Source organism: Pseudomonas sp. S31 (assembly GCF_016648105.1).
In the GTDB taxonomy this organism is placed as follows: domain Bacteria; phylum Pseudomonadota; class Gammaproteobacteria; order Pseudomonadales; family Pseudomonadaceae; genus Aquipseudomonas.
Map to the genome: position 1 here is coordinate 197035 of NZ_JACVVE010000003.1, position 21241 is coordinate 218275.

Below are 21241 nucleotides of genomic sequence, written 5' to 3' on the forward strand. Positions count from 1 at the left end.
GGTGGCGCTCGGCGTCCCCTGTAGGAGCGGGTTTACCCGCGAATGCGGCAGTGTGCCCAGTATCGCATTCGCGGGTGAACCCGCTCCTACAGGGAACGGGATCGACCGACCATCTGAATTAGTGGCGGAAGTGGCGCATACCGGTGAACACCATGGCGATGCCGGCTTCATCAGCGGCGGCAATCACTTCGGCATCACGCATCGAACCACCCGGCTGGATCACGGCGCTGATACCCACTTTAGCCGCATTGTCGATGCCATCACGGAACGGGAAGAACGCGTCCGAGGCCATGACCGCGCCCTGGACCTGCAAGCCAGCGTGCTCGGCCTTGATGGCGGCGATGCGCGCGGAGTTGACGCGGCTCATCTGGCCGGCGCCGACACCGATGGTCTGGCGCTGCTTGGCGTAGACGATGGCGTTGGACTTGACGAACTTGGCCACTTTCCAGGCGAACACCAGGTCGTGGATTTCCTGCTCGGTCGGGGCACGCTTGGTGACGATCTTCAGGTCATCGGCACCGATCATGCCGATATCGCGGCTCTGTACCAGCAGGCCACCGTTGACGCGCTTGAAGTCCCAACCGGCGGCGCGCTCGGCTGGCCATTCGCCGCATTCGAGCAGGCGTACGTTCTGCTTGGCGGCAACGACCTCACGGGCGGCCTGGGAGATTTTCGGGGCAATGATCACTTCGACGAACTGGCGCTCGACGATGGCCTTGGCGGTCTCGCCGTCCAGCTCGCGGTTGAAGGCGATGATGCCGCCGAATGCCGACTCGGTATCGGTGGCATAGGCCAGGTCGTAGGCCTTGCGGATGCCGCCTTCGTCTTCAGGAACCACCGCTACGCCGCATGGATTGGCGTGCTTGACGATGACGCAGGCTGGCTTGACGAAGCTCTTCACGCACTCCAGCGCGGCGTCGGTGTCGGCCACGTTGTTGAACGACAGTTCCTTGCCCTGCAACTGGATGGCAGTGGAAATGCTGGCTTCGCCTTTCTTGGCCTCGACGTAGAAGGCCGCGCTCTGGTGCGGGTTCTCGCCGTAGCGCATTTCCTGGGCCTTGACGAACTGGCTGTTGAAGGTGCGCGGGAACTCGCTGCGCGCTTCGGTGGACAAGGTGTCCTTGGCCTGGTCGATGGTACCCATGTAGTTGGCGATCATGCCGTCGTAGGCGGCGGTGTGCTCGAAGGCCTTGAGCATCAGGTCGAAGCGCTGGGCGTAGGTCAGGCCGCCGGCCTTGAGGCCTTCGAGGACGCTGGCGTAGTCGCTGGCGTTGACCACGATGGCCACGTCCTTGTGGTTCTTGGCCGCCGAACGGACCATGGTCGGGCCGCCGATGTCGATGTTCTCGATGGCGGTCGGCAGGTCACAGCCAGGCTTGGCGATGGTGGCTTCGAACGGGTACAGGTTGACGGCGACCAGGTCGATCGGCTTGATGCCGTGCTCGCTCATGATGGCGTCGTCGACACCGCGACGGCCGAGGATACCGCCGTGGATCTTCGGGTGCAGGGTCTTGACCCGGCCGTCCATCATTTCGGCGAAGCCGGTGTAGTCGGCCACTTCCACCGCGTTCACGCCATTGTCCTTGAGCAGCTTGTAGGTGCCGCCGGTGGACAGGATCTCGACACCGAGCTGCTGCAGCTCACGAGCGAATTCGAGGATACCGGTCTTGTCGGAGACGCTGATCAGGGCGCGGCGGATCGGCAGGCGGGTAGTCTGGTCGGTCATTTCGGATTCCATAACGCGGTGGAGTCAGCAAAAAAGGCGTCTCTTCGCAGAGGCCGCCTTTTCTGATTGGGATTCTGGCTTACAACAAGTCGTATTGCTTGAGCTTCTTGCGCAGGGTGCCACGGTTCAGTCCGAGCATCTCGCTGGCCTTGGTCTGGTTGCCCTTCACGTAGTTCATCACGCTTTCGAGCAGGGGCGCCTCGACTTCGGAGAGCACCAGGTTGTACACGTCAGTGACGGTAGCGCCTTCCAGGTGTGCGAAGTAGTTGTGCAGCGCCTTCTCGACGCTGTCGCGCAGGGTCTGGCCCTCCTCGCTCGGCGTGTTGAGGTGCTGTTTGAGGTTGGCGTTGTCGCTCACGGGCGTTGTTCCACTCACTAATGTCTCGGTCATCATCGTCATGCGGCCACCCCTTGTTCGTCCTCTGTCTCAAGGCTCTGTCGTCGCTCGCTGAAATACGCGCGAACGTTGGCGCACTGCGCTTGTGTATCTTCCAAAGCGTTGAACCGGGAGCGGAACTCCTTGCCCCCGGGTCGGGTCGCCAGGTACCAGCCAACGTGCTTGCGGGCGATACGTACGCCCATCACATCGCCATAGAAGGCATGCAACGCGGCCAGGTGCTCCAGCAGAATGCGTTCCACTTCGTCCAACTGCGGGGCCGGCAAGCGTAGGCCGGTCTCCAGGTAATGCTCGATCTCGCGGAAGATCCATGGCCGCCCCTGGGCGGCCCGGCCGATCAACAGGCCGTCGACCCCGGTGGCGTCCAGCACCGCCCGGGCCTTTTCTGGCGAAGTGATGTCGCCATTGGCGAAAACCGGGATCGACACCGCCTGCTTGATTGCCGCGATGGTGTCGTATTCGGCTTCGCCGGTGTACAGGTCGGCGCGTGTGCGGCCATGCACCGCCAGCGCCTGGATGCCGGCCTGTTCGGCAATTCTTGCGACGTTCAGGCCGTTCTTGTTCGCCCGGTCCCAGCCGGTGCGGATTTTCAGGGTCACCGGGACGTCCACGGCACCGACAACGGCGTGGAGAATCTCGCTGACCAAGGCTTCATCTTTCAATAAAGCAGAGCCTGCGGCTTTGTTGCAGACTTTTTTTGCCGGGCAGCCCATGTTGATATCGATGATCTGCGCGCCTGCGGCGACGTTGGCCTGGGCCGCGGCTGCCATCATCTGCGCATCGCCACCGGCGATCTGTACCGAGCGTGGCTCGGGATCACCTTCGTGGATGCGGCGCAGGCTCGACTTGCGGCTGTTCCACAGGCTCATGTCGCTGCTGACCATTTCCGACACCACCATGCCCGCGCCCAGGCGCTGGCAAAGTGTACGGAAAGGCTGGTCCGTGACCCCGGCCATGGGCGCAAGGATCAGGTTGTTGCGTAGTGTATAAGGGCCGATGCGTACCGCCGACATAGGTGTTCCCTGTTGTGGGGCCGAATCATTGGAGTTCGAAAAAGGGTGGGCATGATACCCGCTCTCGATGACTGGATAAAGATGGATTTGGATAAATTCTGAACAGTTGTCGGCTTATGACATTTGGTATGACCGAAGAGCAGGGGCTGCCAAGCAGCCCCTCAGGAGCCGCCCTTTACTCTGGCGAGCGGAAGCTCAGGCTGTAGTTCACGGCCTTCGGCCCCGGGTCGAGGATATCCAGGGCGATGTGGATCGGCGTCTGGCTCGGCATGTCGCCCCGCCCCGCCAGCTCGCCGGACAGGTATTCGCTGGGCTTGAAGCGACGACTGGCGATCAGCTGGCCGTTGAGGTCGGCGAAGCGCAGTTCCAGCAGCGGGAACGGCTGGGCGAAGGGCGCGCGGTTGTAGATGATCGCGTCGACGATCAGCGCGCCCTTGAAGTCGGGGTGGCTGCGTACCACCAGGTTGCTGCTCTTGATCCGGGCGATGTCGACGCGGGTCGGCACCTGGCAGCCGACCACCGGGCACAATTGCTGGAAAATCGGGCGGTACTGATCCTGGCGGGCCATCTCGTCGAAGTGGAACCAGACGTACTGGAACGCCAGCAGGCCAGCGGCCAGCAAGCTCAGCAAGCCCCACAGCAGGCGCTTGCCCCAGTTGGGCTGGGGTTTTTCCCAGCCCAGCTGCAGCGGGTCGTCGACCACATCGACCAACGGCTCCTTGCGCGAGGGGCGCTCGGCCTTGGCGGCCAGGGCAGGCTCCAGGCGCTCCATGGGCAACGGGGCGACGACATCGACGTCATCGTCATCGCGGGCGGACAGCTTCAGCTCCGGCTCGTCCTCGTCTCGGGCGCTCAGGCCGGTCTCGTGGATTTCGTCGTCATCGTCAAGCCGATCGACGTCGCGTTCACGGGCATGGGTGGGTTCGTCCTCATCGAGGTCCAGGTCGACCGCGGTACCCAGGGTCGGCTCGGTGCGATCACCCGGTGCCGGGTCGAGCTCCAGCTCAAGTGGCGCCTGCTCCACCAGCATCGGCTCGGCGCCATGCTCCTCCCGCTCGTCGTCGGCGGTTTCGGTGGCGGTGCCGAACGGCTTGTCGGCGGCTTCGCTGCGGCGCTCCAGGCGTGCCAGCTCTTCATCCAGATCGAGTTCGTCGAGCGCCTGGGCAGTCAGGGTCCAGTCCTGCCGAGGCTCGGCAACGGGCTCGCTGGCCGGCGCCAAGGGGGGCTCTGCCGGTATGGGCGCAGCAACTGGCGGCGCGCTGGCGGGCAGCGCGCGGTTCTGCTCGAGCAATTGCTTCGCCGCGTTGAACACCTGCAGGCAGTGGCCGCAGCGCACGACGCCACGAGCCACGCTCAGTTGGTGATGGGTGACGCGAAAGCTGGTCTGGCAATGCGGGCACTGGGTGACGAAACTGTCGGTCATGCGGCGATCCGGGAGCTGTGCAGAGGGTTATTCTAGGCCCGCTTGGCGGCGTCGACCACTGATGCGCACCCAGCCGTCGCGGACGACGATCGGGTCGAGCTCGAAGTCGGCGGCGTAGGCTTCGGCCACTTCCTCGCCCTGTTCGGCGAGGATGCCCGACAAGGCCAGCAGGCCACCGGGGCGGACCAGGCCGGACAGTTGTGGCGCCAGCGAGACCAGCGGGCCGGCCAGGATGTTGGCGACCAGCACGTCGGCCTGCATGGCCGGCATCTGCTCGGGCAGGTACAGGGCCAGTTTGTCATCGGCGATGCCGTTGCGCCCGGCGTTGTCACGCGAGGCTTCCAAGGCCTGCACGTCGATGTCGGTACCGACCGCCTCGCGGGCGCCCAACAGCAGCGCGGCGATGGCCAGGATGCCCGAGCCGCAGCCGAAGTCCAGCACCTGGGTGCCGTCGAGCTGCTGGCCGTCGAGCCACTCCAGGCACAGTGCGGTGGTGGGATGGGTGCCGGTGCCAAACGCCAGGCCTGGGTCGAGCAGCAGGTTGACGGCGTCTTTCTCCGGCGCCTCGTGCCAGCTCGGCACGATCCACAGGCGCTGGCCGAAGCGCATGGGCTGGAAGTTGTCCATCCAGCTGCGCTCCCAGTCCTGGTCCTCGATCACCTCGGCCTGGTGCTCGGGCAGCTCGGCAGCGGTCAACAGGCGCAGGTGGGCGAACACCTGGTCTGGATCGGCGTCGGCCTCGAACAGCGCCAGCAAGTGGGTGTGCGACCACAGCGGGGTGGTGTTGAGGTCGGGCTCGAAGATCGGCTGATCTTCGGCATCCATGAACGTGACCGAGACGGCGCCCACTTCGAGCAGGGCGTCTTCGTAGGTTTCGGCTTGTTCCGGGCTGATGGCCAGGCGTACTTGCAGCCAGGGCATGGCGGGCACCTTTGGTAAATCGACAGGGGCAGCCCGAGGCTGCGCGAAGGCTGGCAGTTTACGCGAGTGCGGGGGGTTTGTAGAGGCATGGCAGGGACCGCATGGCCTTCTTCGCGGGTAAATCGCAGCGGCGAACCGCTGCTCCTACAGGATAAGCGCCGGTTCTGATAGCGGTGCAGGTCCTGGGGGCGGGCTTGCCCGCGAAGAGGCCGTCACAGGTCAATGCAGACGCAGGAACTCCAGCAGCTTCTGGTTCACCTGCTCCGCCGCCTCCATCTGCACCATGTGCCCGACCCCTGGCACCAGCAGCACCTCGGCCTCCAGCCCCTGGGCATGCCCGGCCGGAATGATCGCGTCCTCGGCGCCCCAGACCACCAGCGCCGGATGCTGCCCCACGACGCCGCGCAGGTCATGCCGCTGGCGGTCGCCGTCGGCCAGCGCCGCACCCAGTTGCCGCAGTGCCTCGTCGACGCCCTCAAGGCGCTTGTACCTGAGCATGTCCTCGAGCATCTGCCGGGTGACCTGCCCCGGGTCGGCGAACAGCTGGCTCATCGGCCCCTTGAGTGCGTTGCGGTTGGCTGCCGCGATGAAGCCCTGCAGGTACTGGCCGTTGATCGCCTCGCCCAGCCCGGCACTGGCCACCAGGCTCAGGCTGGCCACCCGCTGCGGCGCCTGTCGCGCCAGGTTCAGGCTCACCGCGCCGCCCATGGAGTGCCCGGCCAGGTGCGCCTTGGCGATGTCCAGGTGATCGAGCAGGGCCAGCACCGCTGCGCTGAGCTCGTCCAGGTCACCCTGCTGCAAGGGCTTGGCCGATTCGCCATGTCCCGGCAGGTCGAGCGCGATGACCCGGCGCTCGGCGGCCAGCGCCGGGTGGTTGAACAACCAGTTGTTGAGGTCGCCGCCAAAGCCGTGCACCAGCAGCAGCGGCGTGCCGCCTTCGCCGAGCTCGAACCAGCGCAGCAGGCGCCCGCCCACTTCGGCTTTCTGTGGTGCTGGGCCCTGAGCCTGGTCCGCCCCCCCTTCTGCGACGAACTCTGCCTGGAAGCGCTGCACCACGGCATCGATCTCGGCATCTTCCACCTCGCCTTCCACCAGCACCGCCAGCAACGCGCCCACCGGCAGGGTTTCGTCGGGCCTGGCCACCTGGCGGCGCAGCACCCCGCCGAATGGCGCCTCGACACTGCTGCTGATCTTGTCGGTCTCGACGTCCAGCACTTCGTCGCCCTTGCTGATCTCGTCGCCTTCCTGCTTGAGCCAGGTATCGACCCGGCCTTCGGTCATCGACAGGCCCCACTTGGGCATGGTCAGGGTATGGATCTGGCTCATGCGGCACTCCTTGCAGCTTCGATCACCCGGCGCACGGCGGCTTCGATCTTCGCCGCATCCGGGATGTACAGGTCTTCCAGGGCGTCGGAGAACGGCACCGGTGTGTGCGGCGCGGTGACCATCTCGATCGGGCCCTTGAGTGCGGCGAAGGCTTTCTGCGCCACCAGGGCACTGATGTCGGTGGCCATCGAGCAGCGCGGGTTGGCTTCGTCGATGACCACCAGGCGGCCGGTCTTCTCCACGCTTTCGAGGATGCTGTCCTCGTCCAGCGGGCTGGTGGTGCGCAGGTCCAGGACTTCGCAGTCGATGCCCTGGCGCGCCAGGTTGTTGGCTGCCTCAATGGCCACGTGGACCATGCGCCCGTAGGTCACCAGGGTCACATCGTCGCCGTCGCGCAGGTAGTTGGCCTCGCCGAACGGTACCGTGTACACCTCTTCCGGCACCTCGCCCTGCATGCTGTAGAGCAACTTATGCTCGCAGAAGATCACCGGGTCGTTGTCGCGAATCGCCTGGATCAACAAACCTTTGGCGTCATACGGTGAGGACGGGCACACCACCTTGAGGCCGGGGATGTGCGTCCACAGCGAGGTGAGCATCTGCGAATGCTGGGCGGCCGCGCGCAGGCCGGCGCCATACATGGTGCGCATCACCAGGGGTGTGACGGCCTTGCCACCGAACATGTAGCGAAACTTCGCCGCCTGGTTGAGGATCTGGTCCAGGCAGCAGCCTGCGAAATCGACGAACATCAGTTCGCATACCGGGCGCAGACCTTGGGTGGCGGCTCCGACGGCAGCGCCGACGTAGCCGATCTCGGACAGTGGGGCATCCAGTACGCGCCCCGGAAACTGTGGGTAGAGGCCCTTGGTCACGCCCAGCACGCCGCCCCAGGCGTCCTCCTCGCCAGGCGCACCAGCGCCGCCGGCGACGTCTTCGCCAATGATGAACACCGTGCTGTCGCGGCGCATTTCCTGGGCCAGGGCCTCGTTGATTGCCTGTTGGTAGCTGATCTTTCTAGCCATGGTGGTTCTCCTGTCGTTCTTGTTGTTCGGGCTCAGGGATAGCTGACATAGACGTCGGTGAGCAGGTCGGCGGGCTGCGGCTTGGGGTCGGACTTGGCACGGCGCACGGCGTCTTCGATCAAGTCCTCGACGCGGGCGTCGATGGCATCGAGCTGGACGGCCTGGAGCAGGCCGGCGCGGGTGGTCTTGTGGCGGAACTGCATGAGGCAGTCGCGGCTTTCGCGCAGGTTCTTCACCTCGTCCACGGCGCGGTAGGTCTGGGCGTCGCCTTCGAAGTGGCCGTAGTAGCGGCTGAGCTTGACCTCGATCAGCGAAGGCCCCTGGCCGGACCGGGCGCGCTCGATGGCGGCGCCAGCGGCTTCGTGCACGGCGAAGAAGTCGAAGCCATCGATGGTCACGCCCGGCATGCCGAAACCGGCGGCGCGATCGGCGATGTGGTCGCAGGCCACCGACCAGGTCGAGGCGGTGGCCTCGGCGTAGCCGTTGTTCTCGGCTACGAAGATGCACGGCAGGTTCATGATCGAGGCCAGGTTCATCGCCTCGAACACCGCGCCTTCGTTGGAGGCGCCATCACCGAAGAAGGCCACGGCCACGTCGTCGCTGCCCTTGATCTTGGCGGCCAGCGCGGCGCCGGCCACCAATGGAGCTCCAGCGCCGACGATGCCGTTGGCACCGAGCATGCCTTTTTCCAGGTCGGCGATGTGCATCGAGCCGCCCTTGCCCCCGCATACGCCGGTCTTCTTGCCGTAGATCTCGGCCATCATGCCGTATACGTCGACGCCCTTGGCGATGCAGTGGCCGTGGCCGCGGTGGGTCGAGGCGATGCAGTCGCTGTCGCGCAAGTGCGCCATGACCCCAGCGGCCGAGGCTTCTTCGCCGGCATACAAGTGGACGAAGCCGGGGATCTCGCCCGTGGCGAACTCCACGTGCAGGCGTTCCTCGAAGGCGCGGATGGTGCGCATCACCTCATAGGCATGCAGCAGTTGGTCTGAATTGAGCTGAGTGGACATCTTGTTGTTCTCCAGGGTTTGTCTCAACAGGGGGTTGCGGGGTGCAGCCGATGGCCGCGCGGGACGGCCAGCAGGTGATGACGGGCGGCATGCGCCAGCACGGCCTCGACCTCGATGCTCAACGGGCCTTGCAGGTCGAGGGTGACGCTGGGCGTATCGCCCTCGGCGAACTCGATTTCGCGCTCGCCGTCCAGCGCCAGAGTGCCGGCCGCCAGGCTCAGTCGATGAGGTACGCCGGCTGGCAGGGTGCCGCTGGCGGTGACACCGCAGCCTTGCAGCAGGCCCGGCGCCAACGGTGCGACCAGAGCCTGTTCGGCTCCGGGGTTGAGCCGCACCCAGGCGCCGTGCGGGGCCTGGCGCGTCACCGGCTGCCACAGGCCGCAGAGCGCCGACAGGCCGATGGCATGGGGTTCGGCGAAGCAGGCGAAGACTTCGCAGATGTCCTCGCTGCGGCTGAGTGCGCGGGCGCCGATGAAGCGTTGCGGCGAGACCGCGACCTCGACCAGTGCCCATTCATGCACGGACTGTTGCGGCACTTGCACCAACAGTCGCTTGTTGCGGCGCAGGGCGATGCTGGCGGGGATGCGCCCGCAGGCCACCAGCCCGCCAGCAAGACCGGCACTGGTGGCTTCGCGCAGCTCCGGGAAGGCGTTGTTGGTTCCTGTGGAGAGGGTCAGCAGCGGTATGTCGCCGGCTTCGGCGGCCACTGCCTTGTGCGTGCCGTCGCCGCCGAGCACGGCGATCAGGGCCACGCCGTGCTCGACCAGCAGCCGGGTAGCCAGGCGGGTATCGTTGACGGTCTGGGTCAGGGGCAGGTCGAGGATGTGCAGGTGTGGCCAGTGCTGGTCGCGGGCCAGCGGGCCCTGGCTGGCCTTGAGCACCGCAGCGGCGATGCCGGTCATGTCTGCCGGCAGCAGGGCCTGGGTCACCCCCGTGGCACCGAAGGCGGCCAGCAGGCGCTGGATGACCGAGGCCTTGTCGGTGCTGGAATAAAGGCCGGCATTGGCAGTCAGGCGGCGCAGGTCGCGGCCTGAGGCAGGGTTGGCGATGATTCCGACGGTGGTGGCGGGTTGCGGCATGGCGCACCTCGTATTGTTGTTTGACTGGGCTTGAGCAAGGTGGGTGCCAGTTTTCGCCTGGCTTTCGCAAAGTGCCGTTGCAGAGCGCTTTCTCCGGTTCGCGCCATACCACTCTGGAGAGGCGCACGAGACGCCGCGTTTCAGTGGCGTGCTGACCTTGGCGAGACGCTGAGACGCAGCGTCTCAAGCGCACCGGTAATCAATCCGCGCTTGTCGAGGCTCGGCGGCAGGCGCTTAATGGCCGGACAACGACAAGAACAACAGGAACCGGAGGCCTCATGCTTGCCGCGAACTCCCGAGCCCATGTCGATTGCGTCAGCCGGGTGCTGAAGAACGCCGACCGCCTGCCCCAGGCGCCGGTGCCGCCGCTGATCCTCGATTCATGGCGCCGTTCCATGGAGCTGTACCGTCTCGACCCTGGGTCCCAGCAGGGGCCGCGTATCCTTTCCCAGACCCTGCTCAACGAATGCCGCGAACGCGCCGAGCTGTTCCTGCGCATCGCCAGCGATGCCGTGGCCCGCCTGCACCAGCGGGTGCGGGGTGCCGACTACTGCGTGCTGCTGACCGATGCCTTGGGGCGCACCATCGACTATCGGGTCGAGTCGACCATCCGCAACGACTGCCGCAAGGCCGGGCTGTACCTGGGCACCTGCTGGTCGGAAGGCGAGGAGGGTACCTGCGGTGTGGCGGCAGTGCTGACCAGCAAGGCGCCGGCCACGGTGCACAAGCGCGATCACTTCCGCGCGGCCTTCATCGGCCTCACCTGCACGGCGGCACCGGTGCTCGACCCGCATGGCGAGTTGCTCGGCGTGGTCGATGTGTCGGCCCTGCAATCGCCGGATGATCGACGCAGCCAGCACCTGATCCGCCAGCTGGTCGAGCAGACCGCACGGGAAATCGAAAACGCCTTCTTCATGCACAGCGCCCAGGGCCATTGGGTGATGCGCGCCCATGGCACGCCGGGCTACGTGGAGAGCCAGCCCGACTACCTGCTGGCATGGGATGCCGACGGTCGCCTGCGAGCGCTCAACAGCCTGGCCCGGGAGCGCCTGCTGGCTCGGTATGGGCGTTTGCCGGAGCACATCGGCGAACTGTTCGACATGGACCAGCTGCGCCGGGCCAATGAGGCCTCGGCTCAGCGCCTGCCTGGGTTGGGCGGGCTCTACGGGCGGATCTGCGCGCCACAGCGCAGAAGGCACACGCAGCCTCTGCAGCAAGCGCAGGATGCGCGCATCGAGCAGCAGTTGCGCCTGGCCACGCGGGTCAAGGACTGCAACCTGGCGGTGCTGGTCCAGGGCGAGACTGGTGTCGGCAAGGAGGTCTTCGCTCGCCAGTTGCATCAGCGCAGCCAGCGCCGCGATGGGGCATTCGTGACCCTGAACTGCGCGGCCATTCCAGAGAGCTTGATCGAGAGCGAGCTGTTCGGCTATGTCGCTGGCGCGTTCACCGGTGCATCGGGCAAAGGCATGCAAGGTTTATTGCAGCAAGCCGATGGCGGCACGTTGTTCCTCGATGAGATCGGCGACATGCCGCTGAACCTGCAGACCCGATTGCTGCGGGTGCTGGCAGAGGGGGAGGTGGCACCGTTGGGGGCGGCGCGGCGCGAACGCGTGGATATCCAGGTGATCTGCGCCACCCACCGCGACCTGGCGGCGATGGTGAGCGAAGGGCAGTTCCGCGAAGACTTGTACTTCCGTCTGGCCAATGCCCGTTTCGAGTTGCCGCCGCTGCGCGAGCGCGAGGATCGACTGGGCTTGATCCATCAGTTGCTGGCCGAAGAGGCCGATGCGTGTGGGGTGCAGGTAGTGCTGGCGGACGGTGCCTTGCAGGCGTTGCTGGTGTACCGCTGGCCGGGCAACCTGCGCCAGTTGCGCCAGGTGTTGCGCTATGCCTGCGCGGTCCAGGAAGGCGGGCTGATAGGCCTGGAGGACCTGCCTGGGGAAGTGCGCGGCAATGCTTGCCCCTCGGCTGATGCGGGGGCATCGAGCCCCGCTCGGCAGCTCTTGCTGGATGCCTTGATCCGGCATCGCTGGAAGCCGGCGGAAGCGGCGCGGGCCCTGGGTATTTCGCGAGCGACCTTGTACAGGCGGGTGCATGAGCACCGGATCGACATGCCGCGGATGAAGGGCTAGCAAGGCCGCTACAGGCTCTGCCAGGCAATAAAAAACCCCGGCACCTGGCCGGGGTTTTTCATCATCACGCTAACGCGATCACTCCTGGTTGGCCAGTTTGTGCTCGAGGTAGTGGATGTTGACGCCGCCTTTGCAGAAACCTTCATCACGCACCAGGTCGCGGTGCAGTGGGATGTTGGTCTTGATGCCGTCGACGACGATCTCGTCCAGGGCATTGCGCATGCGCGCCATGGCTTCGTCGCGGTCCTTGCCGTAGGTGATCAGCTTGCCGATCAGCGAGTCGTAGTTCGGCGGAACCGAGTAACCGCTGTACAGGTGCGAATCGACGCGCACGCCGTTGCCACCCGGGGCGTGGAAGTGCGTGACCTTGCCTGGGCTCGGGATGAACTTGCGCGGGTCTTCGGCGTTGATCCGGCACTCCAGCGAGTGACCGCGGATGACCACGTCTTCCTGGCGGATCGACAGCTTGTTGCCAGCGGCGATGCTGAGCATCTCCTTGACGATGTCGACGCCGGTGACCATTTCCGATACGGGGTGCTCGACCTGCACGCGAGTGTTCATCTCGATGAAGTAGAAGCGGCCGTTCTCGTACAGGAACTCGAAGGTACCGGCACCGCGGTAGCCGATCTCGATGCACGCATCCACGCAACGCTTGAAGACTTCCTGGCGGGCCTTCTCGTCGATGCCTGGCGCGGGTGCTTCTTCCAGTACCTTCTGGTGACGACGCTGCAGCGAGCAGTCGCGGTCGCCCAGGTGAATGGCGTTACCCTGGCCGTCGGACAGTACCTGGACTTCCACGTGACGTGGGTTGGTCAGGAACTTCTCCAGGTAGACCATCGGGTTGCCGAAGGCGGCGCCGGCTTCGGTGCGGGTGAGCTTGGCCGAGGAGATCAGGTCCTCTTCCTTGTGCACCACGCGCATGCCGCGACCACCACCGCCACCGGCGGCCTTGATGATCACCGGGTAACCGACGTCACGGGCGATCGCCAGGGCGACCTCCTCGTCTTCCGGCAGCGGGCCATCGGAGCCAGGTACGGTCGGTACGCCCGACTTGATCATCGCGTCCTTGGCCGAAACCTTGTCGCCCATCAGGCGAATGGTGTCGGCTTTCGGGCCGATGAAGGCGAAACCGGATTTCTCGACCTGTTCGGCGAAATCGGCGTTTTCCGCGAGGAAGCCGTAACCCGGGTGGATCGCGGTGGCGCCGGTCACTTCGGCGGCAGCGATGATCGCCGGGATGTGCAGGTAGGATTCCTTGGATGCCGCAGGGCCGATGCAGACCGACTCGTCCGCCAGGCCCAGGTGCATCAGTTCACGGTCAGCGGTCGAGTACACCGCGACGGTCTTGATGCCCAGCTCTTTGCAGGCACGCAGGATCCGCAGGGCAATTTCCCCGCGGTTGGCGATCAGGACTTTTTCGAGCTTCCCAGACATCGTTGGCTCTCCGCGATTCAAACGATGGTGAACAGCGGCTGGTCGAACTCAACCGGCTGACCGTCTTCCACCAGGATGGCGTCGATGACACCGCCGACATCGGCTTCGATGTGGTTCATCATCTTCATCGCTTCGACGATGCACAGGGTGTCGCCTTTTTTGATGCTCTGGCCAACTTCGGCGAAGTTAGGCGAGGTCGGCGACGGCTTGCGGTAGAAGGTACCGACCATCGGCGAACGGATCACGGTGCCTTTCAGGGCCGGGGCGGCAGCGGCGGCTTCGGCGGCTGGCGCTGCGGCGGCGACCGGGGCGGCAGCAGGTGCGGCAGCCATCGGCGCCGGCGCGTAGAACTGCTGGGCAGCCGGGGTCTTGCTGTGGCGGCTGATACGGACCGACTCTTCGCCTTCCTTGATCTCCAGCTCGTCGATGCCAGACTCTTCCAGCAGTTCGATCAGTTTCTTGACTTTACGGATATCCATTAATCATCAACTCCCAAGGTTCGGTCAGGGGGCGTAATTGAAAACGTGTTCAGAACGTTTCGCTCGAACCTTGGCCCGTCAGGGCCAAGGTCTTTAATCATCAGGGCTGTGCGTTGGCAGCCAGTTGTTCCAGCGCGGACTCCAGGGCCAGTCGGTAACCGCTGGCGCCCAGGCCGCAGATCACCCCTACGGCAACATCGGAAAAGTAGGAGTGATGACGGAACGGTTCGCGTTTGTGCACGTTGGACAGGTGCACTTCGATGAATGGGATGCTCACCGCAAGCAATGCGTCACGTAATGCGACGCTCGTATGGGTAAAAGCAGCCGGATTGATCAGGATGAAGTCGACACCCTCGTTGCGTGCTGCGTGGATACGGTCGATCAGTTCGTATTCGGCATTGCTCTGCAAATACTGCAGGTGGTGGCCGGCGGCGCGGGCGCGCTGCTCCAGGTCCTGGTTGATCTGGGCCAGGGTCACGGCGCCGTAGTGGCCCGGTTCGCGGGTCCCGAGCAGGTTGAGATTGGGGCCGTGAAGCACCAGTAGGGTTGCCATCTGCGGATTCCTTGGATTTGTAGGGCAATTCGACACAGCGCGGCGAGTGTGCCGTAAAGCGACGGCAAGTGTCCAGTTCCCGGCAATAGCCGGCACGATGACCGAGGTTCGCGCGAAGTATGTGACCAAATGTTTAAATCTGGTCACTCAGGACAGTATTTTTCCCGGCTCGCGGGAAGTTATAGACCGAGTTTGCCACGCACGCGCGTTAGAACCTGTGCGAAATCGCCGGCGTTTATCTCGCCAATGACCCGATCGACGGTCATTTCGCTGCCGTTCGCGGCAAAGAATAACAGCGCTGGCGGCCCGAACAGTTGGTAGCGATCGAGCAGGGCGCGCTGTTCGGCATTGCTTTCGGTGATATCGAAACGCAGCAGTTTGAACGTGCCGAGCTGCGTTTGTACTTCGGCGGCGTTGAGCACTTCATGCTCGATGACCTTGCAACTGATGCACCAGTCGGCATACCAGTCGAGCAGCACCGGCTGGCCGGCGGCCTTGGCCTCGGCCAGCGCGGCATCCAGGGCTGCCGGTGTGGTCAGGGTCAGCCAGGGGTCGGTCTTGGTGGCCTGGCTGGCGGCGTTGTTGACCGTAGCAGGCGGCGGGAGGGGGCGTAGCGGATCACCCTGGCCGCTCAGCGCCCCGTACCAGCAAGCCAGGGCGTACACCAGCAAGGCCAGGCCGAGCAGTTGCGCCAGGCGTTGCCGCGGCGCCTTGGGCACGAACTCCAGCGCGCCGAGGAACAACGCCACGCCCGCAGCCAGCAGGCCCACCAGCAGCAGCGTCAATGGCCCTGGCAGCACGCGACTGAGCAAGCCGATGGCCAGGCCCAGCAGCAGTACGCCGATGGCGTTCTTCACGGTGTTCAGCCATGGCCCGCTCTTGGGCAGCCAGGCAGCGCCCCCGGTGGCTATCAGCAGCAGCGGCGCGCCCATGCCCAGGCCCAGGGCGAACAGTTTGAGCGCGCCGCCCAGGGCATCGCCGCTGGCGCTGATGTACAGCAGGGCTCCTGCCAGCGGGGCCGAGACGCAGGGTGAGACCAGCAGGCTGGACAGCACGCCGAGCACCGCCGCACCCAGCAGCGAGCCGCCCTGGGTACGATTGGCGACGCGGTCCAGGCGGTCGCTCAAGGCCTGTGGCAACTTCAGCTCGAACAGGCCGAACATGGCCAGGGCGAACACCGCGAAGAACAGCGCGAACGGCACCAGCACCCAGGCCGACTGCAGGCGCGCCTGCAGGTTGAGGCTGGCGCCGAACACGCCCATCAGCGCGCCGAGCACGGCGAACGAGGCGGCCATCGGCAGGACATAGGCCAACGACAGGCTCAACCCCCGCAGGCCACCGACTTGGCCACGCAGCACGACCCCGGAGAGGATTGGCAACATGGGCAATACACAGGGGGTGAAGGTCAGGCCGACCCCGGCGAGGAAGAACAGCAGCACGGACTTCCAGTCCCAGGCTGTGCTCGCGCTGGGGGTATTGGCCGTGCCGGGGATGGCCAGCCGTTCGGTTTGCGGCGGGTAGCACAGGCCCTTGTCGGCGCAGCCCTGGTAGCCCACCAGCAGGGTGAAGGCGCGACCGTCGTCGGGCTTGCGCGGGATCTCGATATCGACCACGCCGTGGTACACCTCGACGTCGCCGAAGAACTCGTCGTGTTTGGCTTCGCCCTCGGGGATGAGCGGCGTGCCGAGGGCGATGTCGGCCGGCTCGGTGTGGAAGTTGAAGCGGTGACGGTAGAGGTAATAGCCCTCGGTGGCGACCAGGCGCAGCTTGATGGTCTGGGCATCGGCTTGCACCAGGTTCAGCTTGAAAGCTTCGTGGACTGGCAGGAAGTCGGCATCGTTGGCCAGCGAGGCGGCGCCGAGGGTGGCACTGGGGCGGTTGTCCAGCAGGCCCGTGGCGAAGGCGGGGCTGGCCAGCAGCAGGAACAGCAGGAAAAACAGGCGGCGCATGACGGACTCGCTAGGTGGAACGTGCCGGCATGATAACGGAGTTGGCGGCGGTTGAAAGGTTGGAAGGTTGGGGGGCGACACATGGCCGCCTGGGTCGGTCGGGCTGTGCCGGCCTCTTCGCGGGTAAACCCGCTCCTACAGATATTGCACAGCCCCTGTAGGAGCGGGTTTACCCGCGAAGAGGCCGGCACAGGCTACCGCTCAGACCCGAAACACCCCCACCGCCCGCTTCAACTCGCCGCCCAGGTTCAGCAGCTGCTCACCTTGCGCGCGCCCTTCGCCGATACGCTGCAGATTGTCCTCCCCCAACACATGAATCCGCTCGCTGTGCCCACGGATCTCGCTCACCGCCCCAGACTGCTGCGCGGTGACATCGGCGATGCGCACGGCCGTGTCGGCGATCGTGCAGATGGCATTGACGATTTCATCCAGTGCGCCGTCGGCCGCCTGGGCCTGGTCGGCGGTGGCCTCGGCATGCTCCAGCTGGGCACGCATGCCGGCCACCGAGTCGCGCGCGGCTTGTTGCAAGCGATCGATCAGTGCCTGGATCTCGCCCGTGGCGCCGGTGGTGCGCTGGGCCAGCGAGCGCACTTCGTCGGCCACCACGGCGAACCCACGGCCCATTTCGCCGGCCCGCGCGGCCTCGATGGCGGCGTTCAACGCCAGCAGGTTGGTCTGTTCGGCAATCGAGCGAATCACCGTCAGCACGCCGCCGATGGTGGCCGATTCCTCGGCCAGTTGCTCGATCATGCGAGCGTTGCCCTGCACCTCGTTCAGCAGCTCGCGCAACCCGGACAGGCTCTGGCCGATCACCGTCTGCCCCTGTTCCACGGCGCGCCCGGCGTCGCGGCTGGCATCGGCGGCGGCGCTGGCGTCGCCGGCCACCTGCTGGATGGTCGCCTCCAGCTCACCCAGCGCATCGCGAATCTGGCCGGTGTCACCGGCCTGGCGTTCGGCGCCATCGTGCAAGGCTGCGCTCATCCCGGCCAGGGCATGGCTGCTGCCGGCAACCTGCTCGGCGTTGTGGCGGATGGTGCCGACCAGTTCCACCAGGTACTGGCGCAGGCGATTGAGCGAGTCCTGGATATCGTGCAGCTCGCGGTTGGTCCGGCCCAGGGCGATAGGCGCGGCGAAATCGCCTTCGGCCCAGCGTGACAAGGCCGGGGCCAGGCTGGTCAAGGTGCGCGCCAGGCGCCGCTGGAGGGTGTCGACGAGCAGGGCGATGAGCAGGATCAGGCCGATCATCAGGCCCTGCATGATGCGCACTTCGCCAGCGATTTGCGCATGCTGGCCGCGCACCTCGGGTTCCAGCGCGGCAATGGCCTGGCGCACCGCATCGAGATGCTGGTTGGCGCTGGCGGCCAGTTCGGTGCGGCGCTCGATCTGTGCGCGGGTGCGCTGCAGTTCGGCGGGGTAGCGTGTGAGCAGGCTCTGCAACTCGCGCTTGAGGCCCACCGCGACGTCTTCCTGCTGGGCGTTGGTCTCGGTCTGCAGGCCCATCATGGCGGCGAAGTCGTCGGCATTGGACTCGGCGGCGCGGGTCACCCCGAGCAGCGGCAGGCCGTCGATGACCTGGGCCTGGGCGCGGATCAACTGCAACTCGCGTTCGACCTCCTCAGCCAGCTCCGCCCGGCCGCTGCTGACCAGCTTGTCACGGGCCAGCGACAGGCGCCCCAGGTGCACCGTGGCATCGAGCAGCGGCAGAAGGTAGCGGTTGGCCTCTGGGCTGCCGCTGTCGCGGGCGTAGCCGGCCAACTGCTCGAAGTTCGCCCCCAGCTCGCGCTCGGCCTGCAGCAGTAAGGCCTGTGGGTCGCCGGCCAGCTTGCCTGCGGCCAGCAGCTCGTTGGCGGTGAACGCCTGCAGGCTGTCCAGGCTTGGCGTCAGTTGCTTGGCCAGCGCCTCGGGCCAGTCGGCCAGCGAAGCCTTGAGCCGCTGGTTGGCATCCACTGCAGCGGCGTGGCGCAAGGCGTCGCCGCTGCCCAGGTAGGCCTGGATGTTGCGCGCCGAGCTGTTCTGGAACTGCTGCGAGAGGCCCAGGTAGCGTTCCATCAACTGGTAGGGGCGCTCCAGCGCCCGCTGCGACCACCACAGGGTCACGCCCAGGGCGATGCACACCGTCACCAGCAACAGGGTATTGAGATTGGTCAGCCACTTCAGGCGCATAGCCGCGAACTTCCTGCCGGGGGAGTGGAGGTAGGCGCCTGAAGTTATTGCGATTTTGTGACCGGGTGATGACGGCGGCGGCTTGGCGTCATAAAAAAGTGGCACTGTGCCTTCATTGCTCCCGGGCGCCGCCATTGCCGCCATTCGCGCCCTGTAGCAGTTGGTCGCTTATACCTATGGCGGTGTCTGCTTTATAGTGCTGCGTTACGGGCATGCCGTGGCACCCTGGCACAGGCCTGTGGTCCAAGCCCCTGAACCGTCGTGACTACATTAAGGACAACGCCATGCTGGACTGGAAAAACCGCGAGGCCAAGGCCGAGCCGCGCGAGCGCGTCGATGGCCGTGGCGCAGCCGCCCGTAGCTACCTGGGTGGTCTCTGGAGCCGTGCCCTGGGCACCCTGATCGGCCTGTACCTGCTGGTATGCATCGGCCTGGGCTGGTACTGGAGCCAGGAGCCGGAATTGTTCCCGGTGCAGCAGAATGCGCAAACCGCTGCTGAACGCAACGGCCAGCAGATGGTGGTGGGCTACACCACCATCGAAACCCTCAAGACCGTGGCCGACACCCTGCTGACCAAGCCGGGCGGCTACATCTCCAACGATCGCTTCCCACCAGGCCTCTGGATGGACAACATGCCGAGCTGGGAATACGGCGTGCTGGTGCAGGTGCGCGACCTGTCGCGGGCCCTGCGCAAGGATTTCGCCCGTTCCCAGTCGCAGTCCACCGAGGACGCCGACCTGGCCAAGGCCGAGCCGCGTTTCAACTTCGACAACAAGAGCTGGATCCTGCCGTCCAGCGAGTCGGAGTTCGAAGAGGGCATCAAGTCGCTGAGCCGCTACCAGGCGCGCCTCGCCGCAGGCGACAAGGGTGCGATCTTCTATACCCGTGCCGACAACCTGAACAACTGGCTGGGTGACGTGGCCACTCGTCTCGGCTCGCTGTCCCAGCGTCTGTCGGCCAGCGTCGGCCGGGTCAAGCTCAATACCACGCTGAAGACCGAGGCGGTGGTGGCCGGCGAGGCACCGCAGGTCGACGAGCAGGTCGTGGAAACCCCATGGCTGCAGATCGACAACGTGTTCTACGAGGCCCGTGGCCAGGCCTGGGCCCTGTCGCACCTGCTGCGTGCCATCGAGGTCGACTTCGCCGACGTGCTGGCCAAGAAGAACGCCACCGTCAGCGTGCGCCAGATCATTCGCGAGCTGGAAGCTTCGCAGGAGCCGCTGTGGAGCCCGATGGTGCTCAATGGCAGTGGCTTCGGCATCTGGGCCAACCATTCGCTGGTCATGGCCAACTACATCTCGCGGGCCAACGCTGCAGTCATCGATCTGCGCCAGCTGCTGTCGCAGGGTTGAACATGACCATCGCCCCCTCCGAGGCCGCCCACCGGGCGGCTTCCGACCGCGAGCTGGTGGCCTGGGTGGACGAGGCCGACCAGGTGCTCGGCGCGTTGCCCCGGGCCGAGCTGCGCGAGCGCGGGCTGATCGGCCGCTGTACGTTCATCCTGCTGTTCAACGGTGCCGGAGAGCTGTGCGTGCACCGGCGTACCTTGAGCAAGGCGCTGTACCCCGGCTACTGGGATGTCGCCGCCGGTGGCATGGTGGCGGCAGGGGAGGCCTACAGCGACTCGGCGCGGCGCGAACTGGCCGAGGAGCTGGGGATCGACGGCGTGGTGCTGCGCTTTCACGAGCGCTTCTACTTCGACCAGCCGGACAATCGCCTGTGGTGCGCGGTGTATTCGGCGGTGTCGGATGCGCCATTGCGCCTGCAGCCGGAAGAGGTGAGCGAGGCGAAGTTCGTCAGCCTCGAGCAGGCTGAACGGGAAAGCCTGACAAGGCCCTACTGCCCCGACTCGTTGGCGGCTTTGCAGCGCTATAAAACCAGCCTGATGTAAAGCTGGGGCTGCAGAGCGGCCCCAGGTCGCAAAACATTCGCAAAATGGCGCATTCCAGTACTTAGCAACAGCCTGATTTATCGTTACACTGCGCGCCCTTTTCGGGTTGTCGCAGGTCTTGCGGCAATAGCGCCGCCCCTGCCAGAGTGGGGCTTCGCGGTCGGTCCCCACCCCGGGCACGACCAGTTTTTGTCCTCAGCACAGAGGAACAAAAGTGGCCAAGAAAGCTTCTTCCTTCGCCGCCCTTGGCGGTCTCGTTTACTCCACCGATGCCGGTCGGCACTGCCCCGATTGCGGCCAGCCCGTGGACGCCTGTACCTGCAAGCAGACGCTCATCCCCGAAGGCGATGGCATCGCACGTGTGCGCCGCGAGAGCAAGGGCCGTGGCGGCAAGACCGTGACCACCGTCACCGGCGTGCCGTTGCCCCTCGACCAGCTCAAGGAGCTGGCCAGTACGCTCAAGCGCCGCTGCGGCACCGGTGGTGCCCTCAAGGATGGCGTGATCGAGATCCAGGGCGACCATGTCGAGCTGTTGATCGGCGAGCTTATCAAGCAGGGTTTCAAGGCGAAGAAGTCCGGCGGCTGAGGCCGTTCGCGCGTTTTCGCCCAGCACTTTCTAAACTCGTTCCCGTGGGCAGGGTCTATGACTGCACACGGATGAATCGTCACTTTCAGCTTCTACACTGCGCCCGCCACCGTGCCGGGGGCAGTGTCTTCGACTTATTC

18 protein-coding genes are annotated in these 21241 nt (G+C 65.5%); 4 read left to right on the top strand and 14 right to left on the bottom strand.

All coding sequences use genetic code 11. The features are described 5' to 3' along the window. Nucleotides 1–118 precede the first annotated feature (118 nt). The 9 genes from purH to IAE37_RS04705 form a co-directional block, all read right to left on the bottom strand. Nucleotides 119–1726 carry a bifunctional phosphoribosylaminoimidazolecarboxamide formyltransferase/IMP cyclohydrolase gene (purH, locus tag IAE37_RS04665; RefSeq protein ID WP_201169930.1) on the bottom strand — a complete coding sequence of 536 codons (1608 nt, stop codon included), beginning with the start codon at nucleotides 1724–1726 and terminating at the stop codon, nucleotides 119–121. A gap of 79 nt (nucleotides 1727–1805) precedes the next feature. Further along, the gene (gene fis, locus IAE37_RS04670) at nucleotides 1806–2126 is read right to left on the bottom strand and encodes a DNA-binding transcriptional regulator Fis (RefSeq protein ID WP_008093076.1); all 321 of its coding nucleotides are present in this window, start codon (nucleotides 2124–2126) and stop codon (nucleotides 1806–1808) included. Beyond that, nucleotides 2123–3136, bottom strand: coding sequence for a tRNA dihydrouridine synthase DusB (dusB, locus tag IAE37_RS04675; protein WP_201169932.1), 1014 nt, complete (start codon nucleotides 3134–3136; stop codon nucleotides 2123–2125). Before dusB ends, fis begins: the two co-directional genes overlap by 4 nt. 175 nt (nucleotides 3137–3311) lie before the next feature. After that, entirely contained in the window at nucleotides 3312–4559 is a 1248-nt protein-coding gene (locus IAE37_RS04680; protein WP_201169935.1) for a DUF3426 domain-containing protein, read from the bottom strand. Between the two features lie 27 nt (nucleotides 4560–4586). Continuing rightward, a complete protein-coding gene (prmA, locus tag IAE37_RS04685) occupies nucleotides 4587–5480 on the bottom strand; it encodes a 50S ribosomal protein L11 methyltransferase (RefSeq protein WP_201169937.1) in 894 nt (297 codons plus the stop codon). A gap of 219 nt (nucleotides 5481–5699) precedes the next feature. Beyond that, entirely contained in the window at nucleotides 5700–6806 is a 1107-nt protein-coding gene (locus IAE37_RS04690; protein WP_201169939.1) for an acetoin dehydrogenase dihydrolipoyllysine-residue acetyltransferase subunit, read from the bottom strand. Then, on the bottom strand, nucleotides 6803–7825 hold the full coding sequence (locus tag IAE37_RS04695) for an alpha-ketoacid dehydrogenase subunit beta (protein ID WP_201169941.1): 1023 nt from the start codon (nucleotides 7823–7825) through the stop codon (nucleotides 6803–6805). Before IAE37_RS04695 ends, IAE37_RS04690 begins: the two co-directional genes overlap by 4 nt. A 32-nt stretch (nucleotides 7826–7857) precedes the next feature. Next, a complete protein-coding gene (locus IAE37_RS04700; protein WP_201169943.1) occupies nucleotides 7858–8835 on the bottom strand; it encodes a thiamine pyrophosphate-dependent dehydrogenase E1 component subunit alpha in 978 nt (325 codons plus the stop codon). A gap of 23 nt (nucleotides 8836–8858) precedes the next feature. Further along, entirely contained in the window at nucleotides 8859–9914 is a 1056-nt protein-coding gene (locus tag IAE37_RS04705) for an ATP-NAD kinase family protein (protein WP_201169945.1), read from the bottom strand. A 278-nt stretch (nucleotides 9915–10192) separates the two neighbouring features. On the opposite strand from IAE37_RS04705, the gene IAE37_RS04710 reads away from it, so the two are divergent. Then, nucleotides 10193–12046: a sigma-54-dependent Fis family transcriptional regulator gene (locus tag IAE37_RS04710; protein ID WP_201169947.1), complete on the top strand. Its 1854-nt coding sequence runs from the start codon at nucleotides 10193–10195 to the stop codon at nucleotides 12044–12046. A gap of 78 nt (nucleotides 12047–12124) precedes the next feature. Here the strand turns inward: IAE37_RS04710 and accC are convergent, their stop codons facing one another. The 5 genes from accC to IAE37_RS04735 form a co-directional block, all read right to left on the bottom strand. Continuing rightward, complete coding sequence (accC, locus tag IAE37_RS04715; RefSeq protein ID WP_201169949.1) at nucleotides 12125–13480, bottom strand: acetyl-CoA carboxylase biotin carboxylase subunit; 1356 nt, start codon at nucleotides 13478–13480, stop codon at nucleotides 12125–12127. Nucleotides 13481–13497: 17 nt separating this feature from the next. After that, entirely contained in the window at nucleotides 13498–13959 is a 462-nt protein-coding gene (gene accB / locus IAE37_RS04720) for an acetyl-CoA carboxylase biotin carboxyl carrier protein (RefSeq protein ID WP_201169952.1), read from the bottom strand. A 100-nt stretch (nucleotides 13960–14059) separates the two neighbouring features. Further along, nucleotides 14060–14512 (bottom strand): type II 3-dehydroquinate dehydratase, encoded by a 453-nt coding sequence (aroQ, locus tag IAE37_RS04725; protein ID WP_008093086.1) that lies wholly within the window; start codon nucleotides 14510–14512, stop codon nucleotides 14060–14062. Between the two features lie 179 nt (nucleotides 14513–14691). Then, nucleotides 14692–16461: a protein-disulfide reductase DsbD gene (locus IAE37_RS04730; protein WP_201169955.1), complete on the bottom strand. Its 1770-nt coding sequence runs from the start codon at nucleotides 16459–16461 to the stop codon at nucleotides 14692–14694. Between the two features lie 201 nt (nucleotides 16462–16662). Next, nucleotides 16663–18768, bottom strand: a complete 2106-nt coding sequence (locus tag IAE37_RS04735; protein WP_442967766.1) for a methyl-accepting chemotaxis protein — start codon at nucleotides 18766–18768, stop codon at nucleotides 16663–16665. A gap of 140 nt (nucleotides 18769–18908) precedes the next feature. On the opposite strand from IAE37_RS04735, the gene IAE37_RS04740 reads away from it, so the two are divergent. The 3 genes from IAE37_RS04740 (at nucleotide 18909) to IAE37_RS04750 (ending at nucleotide 21101) form a co-directional block, all read left to right on the top strand. Then, nucleotides 18909–19976 (top strand): DUF2333 family protein, encoded by a 1068-nt coding sequence (locus tag IAE37_RS04740; RefSeq protein WP_201169969.1) that lies wholly within the window; start codon nucleotides 18909–18911, stop codon nucleotides 19974–19976. A gap of 2 nt (nucleotides 19977–19978) precedes the next feature. Next, nucleotides 19979–20515, top strand: a complete 537-nt coding sequence (locus IAE37_RS04745) for an NUDIX hydrolase (protein ID WP_201169971.1) — start codon at nucleotides 19979–19981, stop codon at nucleotides 20513–20515. A gap of 214 nt (nucleotides 20516–20729) precedes the next feature. Continuing rightward, entirely contained in the window at nucleotides 20730–21101 is a 372-nt protein-coding gene (locus IAE37_RS04750; RefSeq protein ID WP_201169973.1) for a translation initiation factor Sui1, read from the top strand. Nucleotides 21102–21241: the final 140 nt, after the last annotated feature.

Excerpts from the sequence above, each read along its gene's own strand:
- IAE37_RS04735 (WP_442967766.1), bottom strand. The coding sequence starts at position 18,768 with ATGGCGGCAATGGCGGCGCCCGGGAGCAATGAAGGCACAGTGCCACTT.
- IAE37_RS04710 (WP_201169947.1), top strand. The coding sequence starts at position 10,193 with ATGCTTGCCGCGAACTCCCGAGCCCATGTCGATTGCGTCAGCCGGGTG.
- IAE37_RS04730 (WP_201169955.1), bottom strand. The coding sequence starts at position 16,461 with ATGCGCCGCCTGTTTTTCCTGCTGTTCCTGCTGCTGGCCAGCCCCGCC.
- IAE37_RS04695 (WP_201169941.1), bottom strand. The coding sequence starts at position 7,825 with ATGGCTAGAAAGATCAGCTACCAACAGGCAATCAACGAGGCCCTGGCC.
- IAE37_RS04705 (WP_201169945.1), bottom strand. The coding sequence starts at position 9,914 with ATGCCGCAACCCGCCACCACCGTCGGAATCATCGCCAACCCTGCCTCA.
- aroQ (WP_008093086.1), bottom strand. The coding sequence starts at position 14,512 with ATGGCAACCCTACTGGTGCTTCACGGCCCCAATCTCAACCTGCTCGGG.
- IAE37_RS04745 (WP_201169971.1), top strand. The coding sequence starts at position 19,979 with ATGACCATCGCCCCCTCCGAGGCCGCCCACCGGGCGGCTTCCGACCGC.
- prmA (WP_201169937.1), bottom strand. The coding sequence starts at position 5,480 with ATGCCCTGGCTGCAAGTACGCCTGGCCATCAGCCCGGAACAAGCCGAA.
- accC (WP_201169949.1), bottom strand. The coding sequence starts at position 13,480 with ATGTCTGGGAAGCTCGAAAAAGTCCTGATCGCCAACCGCGGGGAAATT.
- IAE37_RS04700 (WP_201169943.1), bottom strand. The coding sequence starts at position 8,835 with ATGTCCACTCAGCTCAATTCAGACCAACTGCTGCATGCCTATGAGGTG.
- dusB (WP_201169932.1), bottom strand. The coding sequence starts at position 3,136 with ATGTCGGCGGTACGCATCGGCCCTTATACACTACGCAACAACCTGATC.
- IAE37_RS04680 (WP_201169935.1), bottom strand. The coding sequence starts at position 4,559 with ATGACCGACAGTTTCGTCACCCAGTGCCCGCATTGCCAGACCAGCTTT.
- purH (WP_201169930.1), bottom strand. The coding sequence starts at position 1,726 with ATGACCGACCAGACTACCCGCCTGCCGATCCGCCGCGCCCTGATCAGC.
- accB (WP_201169952.1), bottom strand. The coding sequence starts at position 13,959 with ATGGATATCCGTAAAGTCAAGAAACTGATCGAACTGCTGGAAGAGTCT.
- IAE37_RS04690 (WP_201169939.1), bottom strand. The coding sequence starts at position 6,806 with ATGAGCCAGATCCATACCCTGACCATGCCCAAGTGGGGCCTGTCGATG.
- IAE37_RS04740 (WP_201169969.1), top strand. The coding sequence starts at position 18,909 with ATGCTGGACTGGAAAAACCGCGAGGCCAAGGCCGAGCCGCGCGAGCGC.
- fis (WP_008093076.1), bottom strand. The coding sequence starts at position 2,126 with ATGACGATGATGACCGAGACATTAGTGAGTGGAACAACGCCCGTGAGC.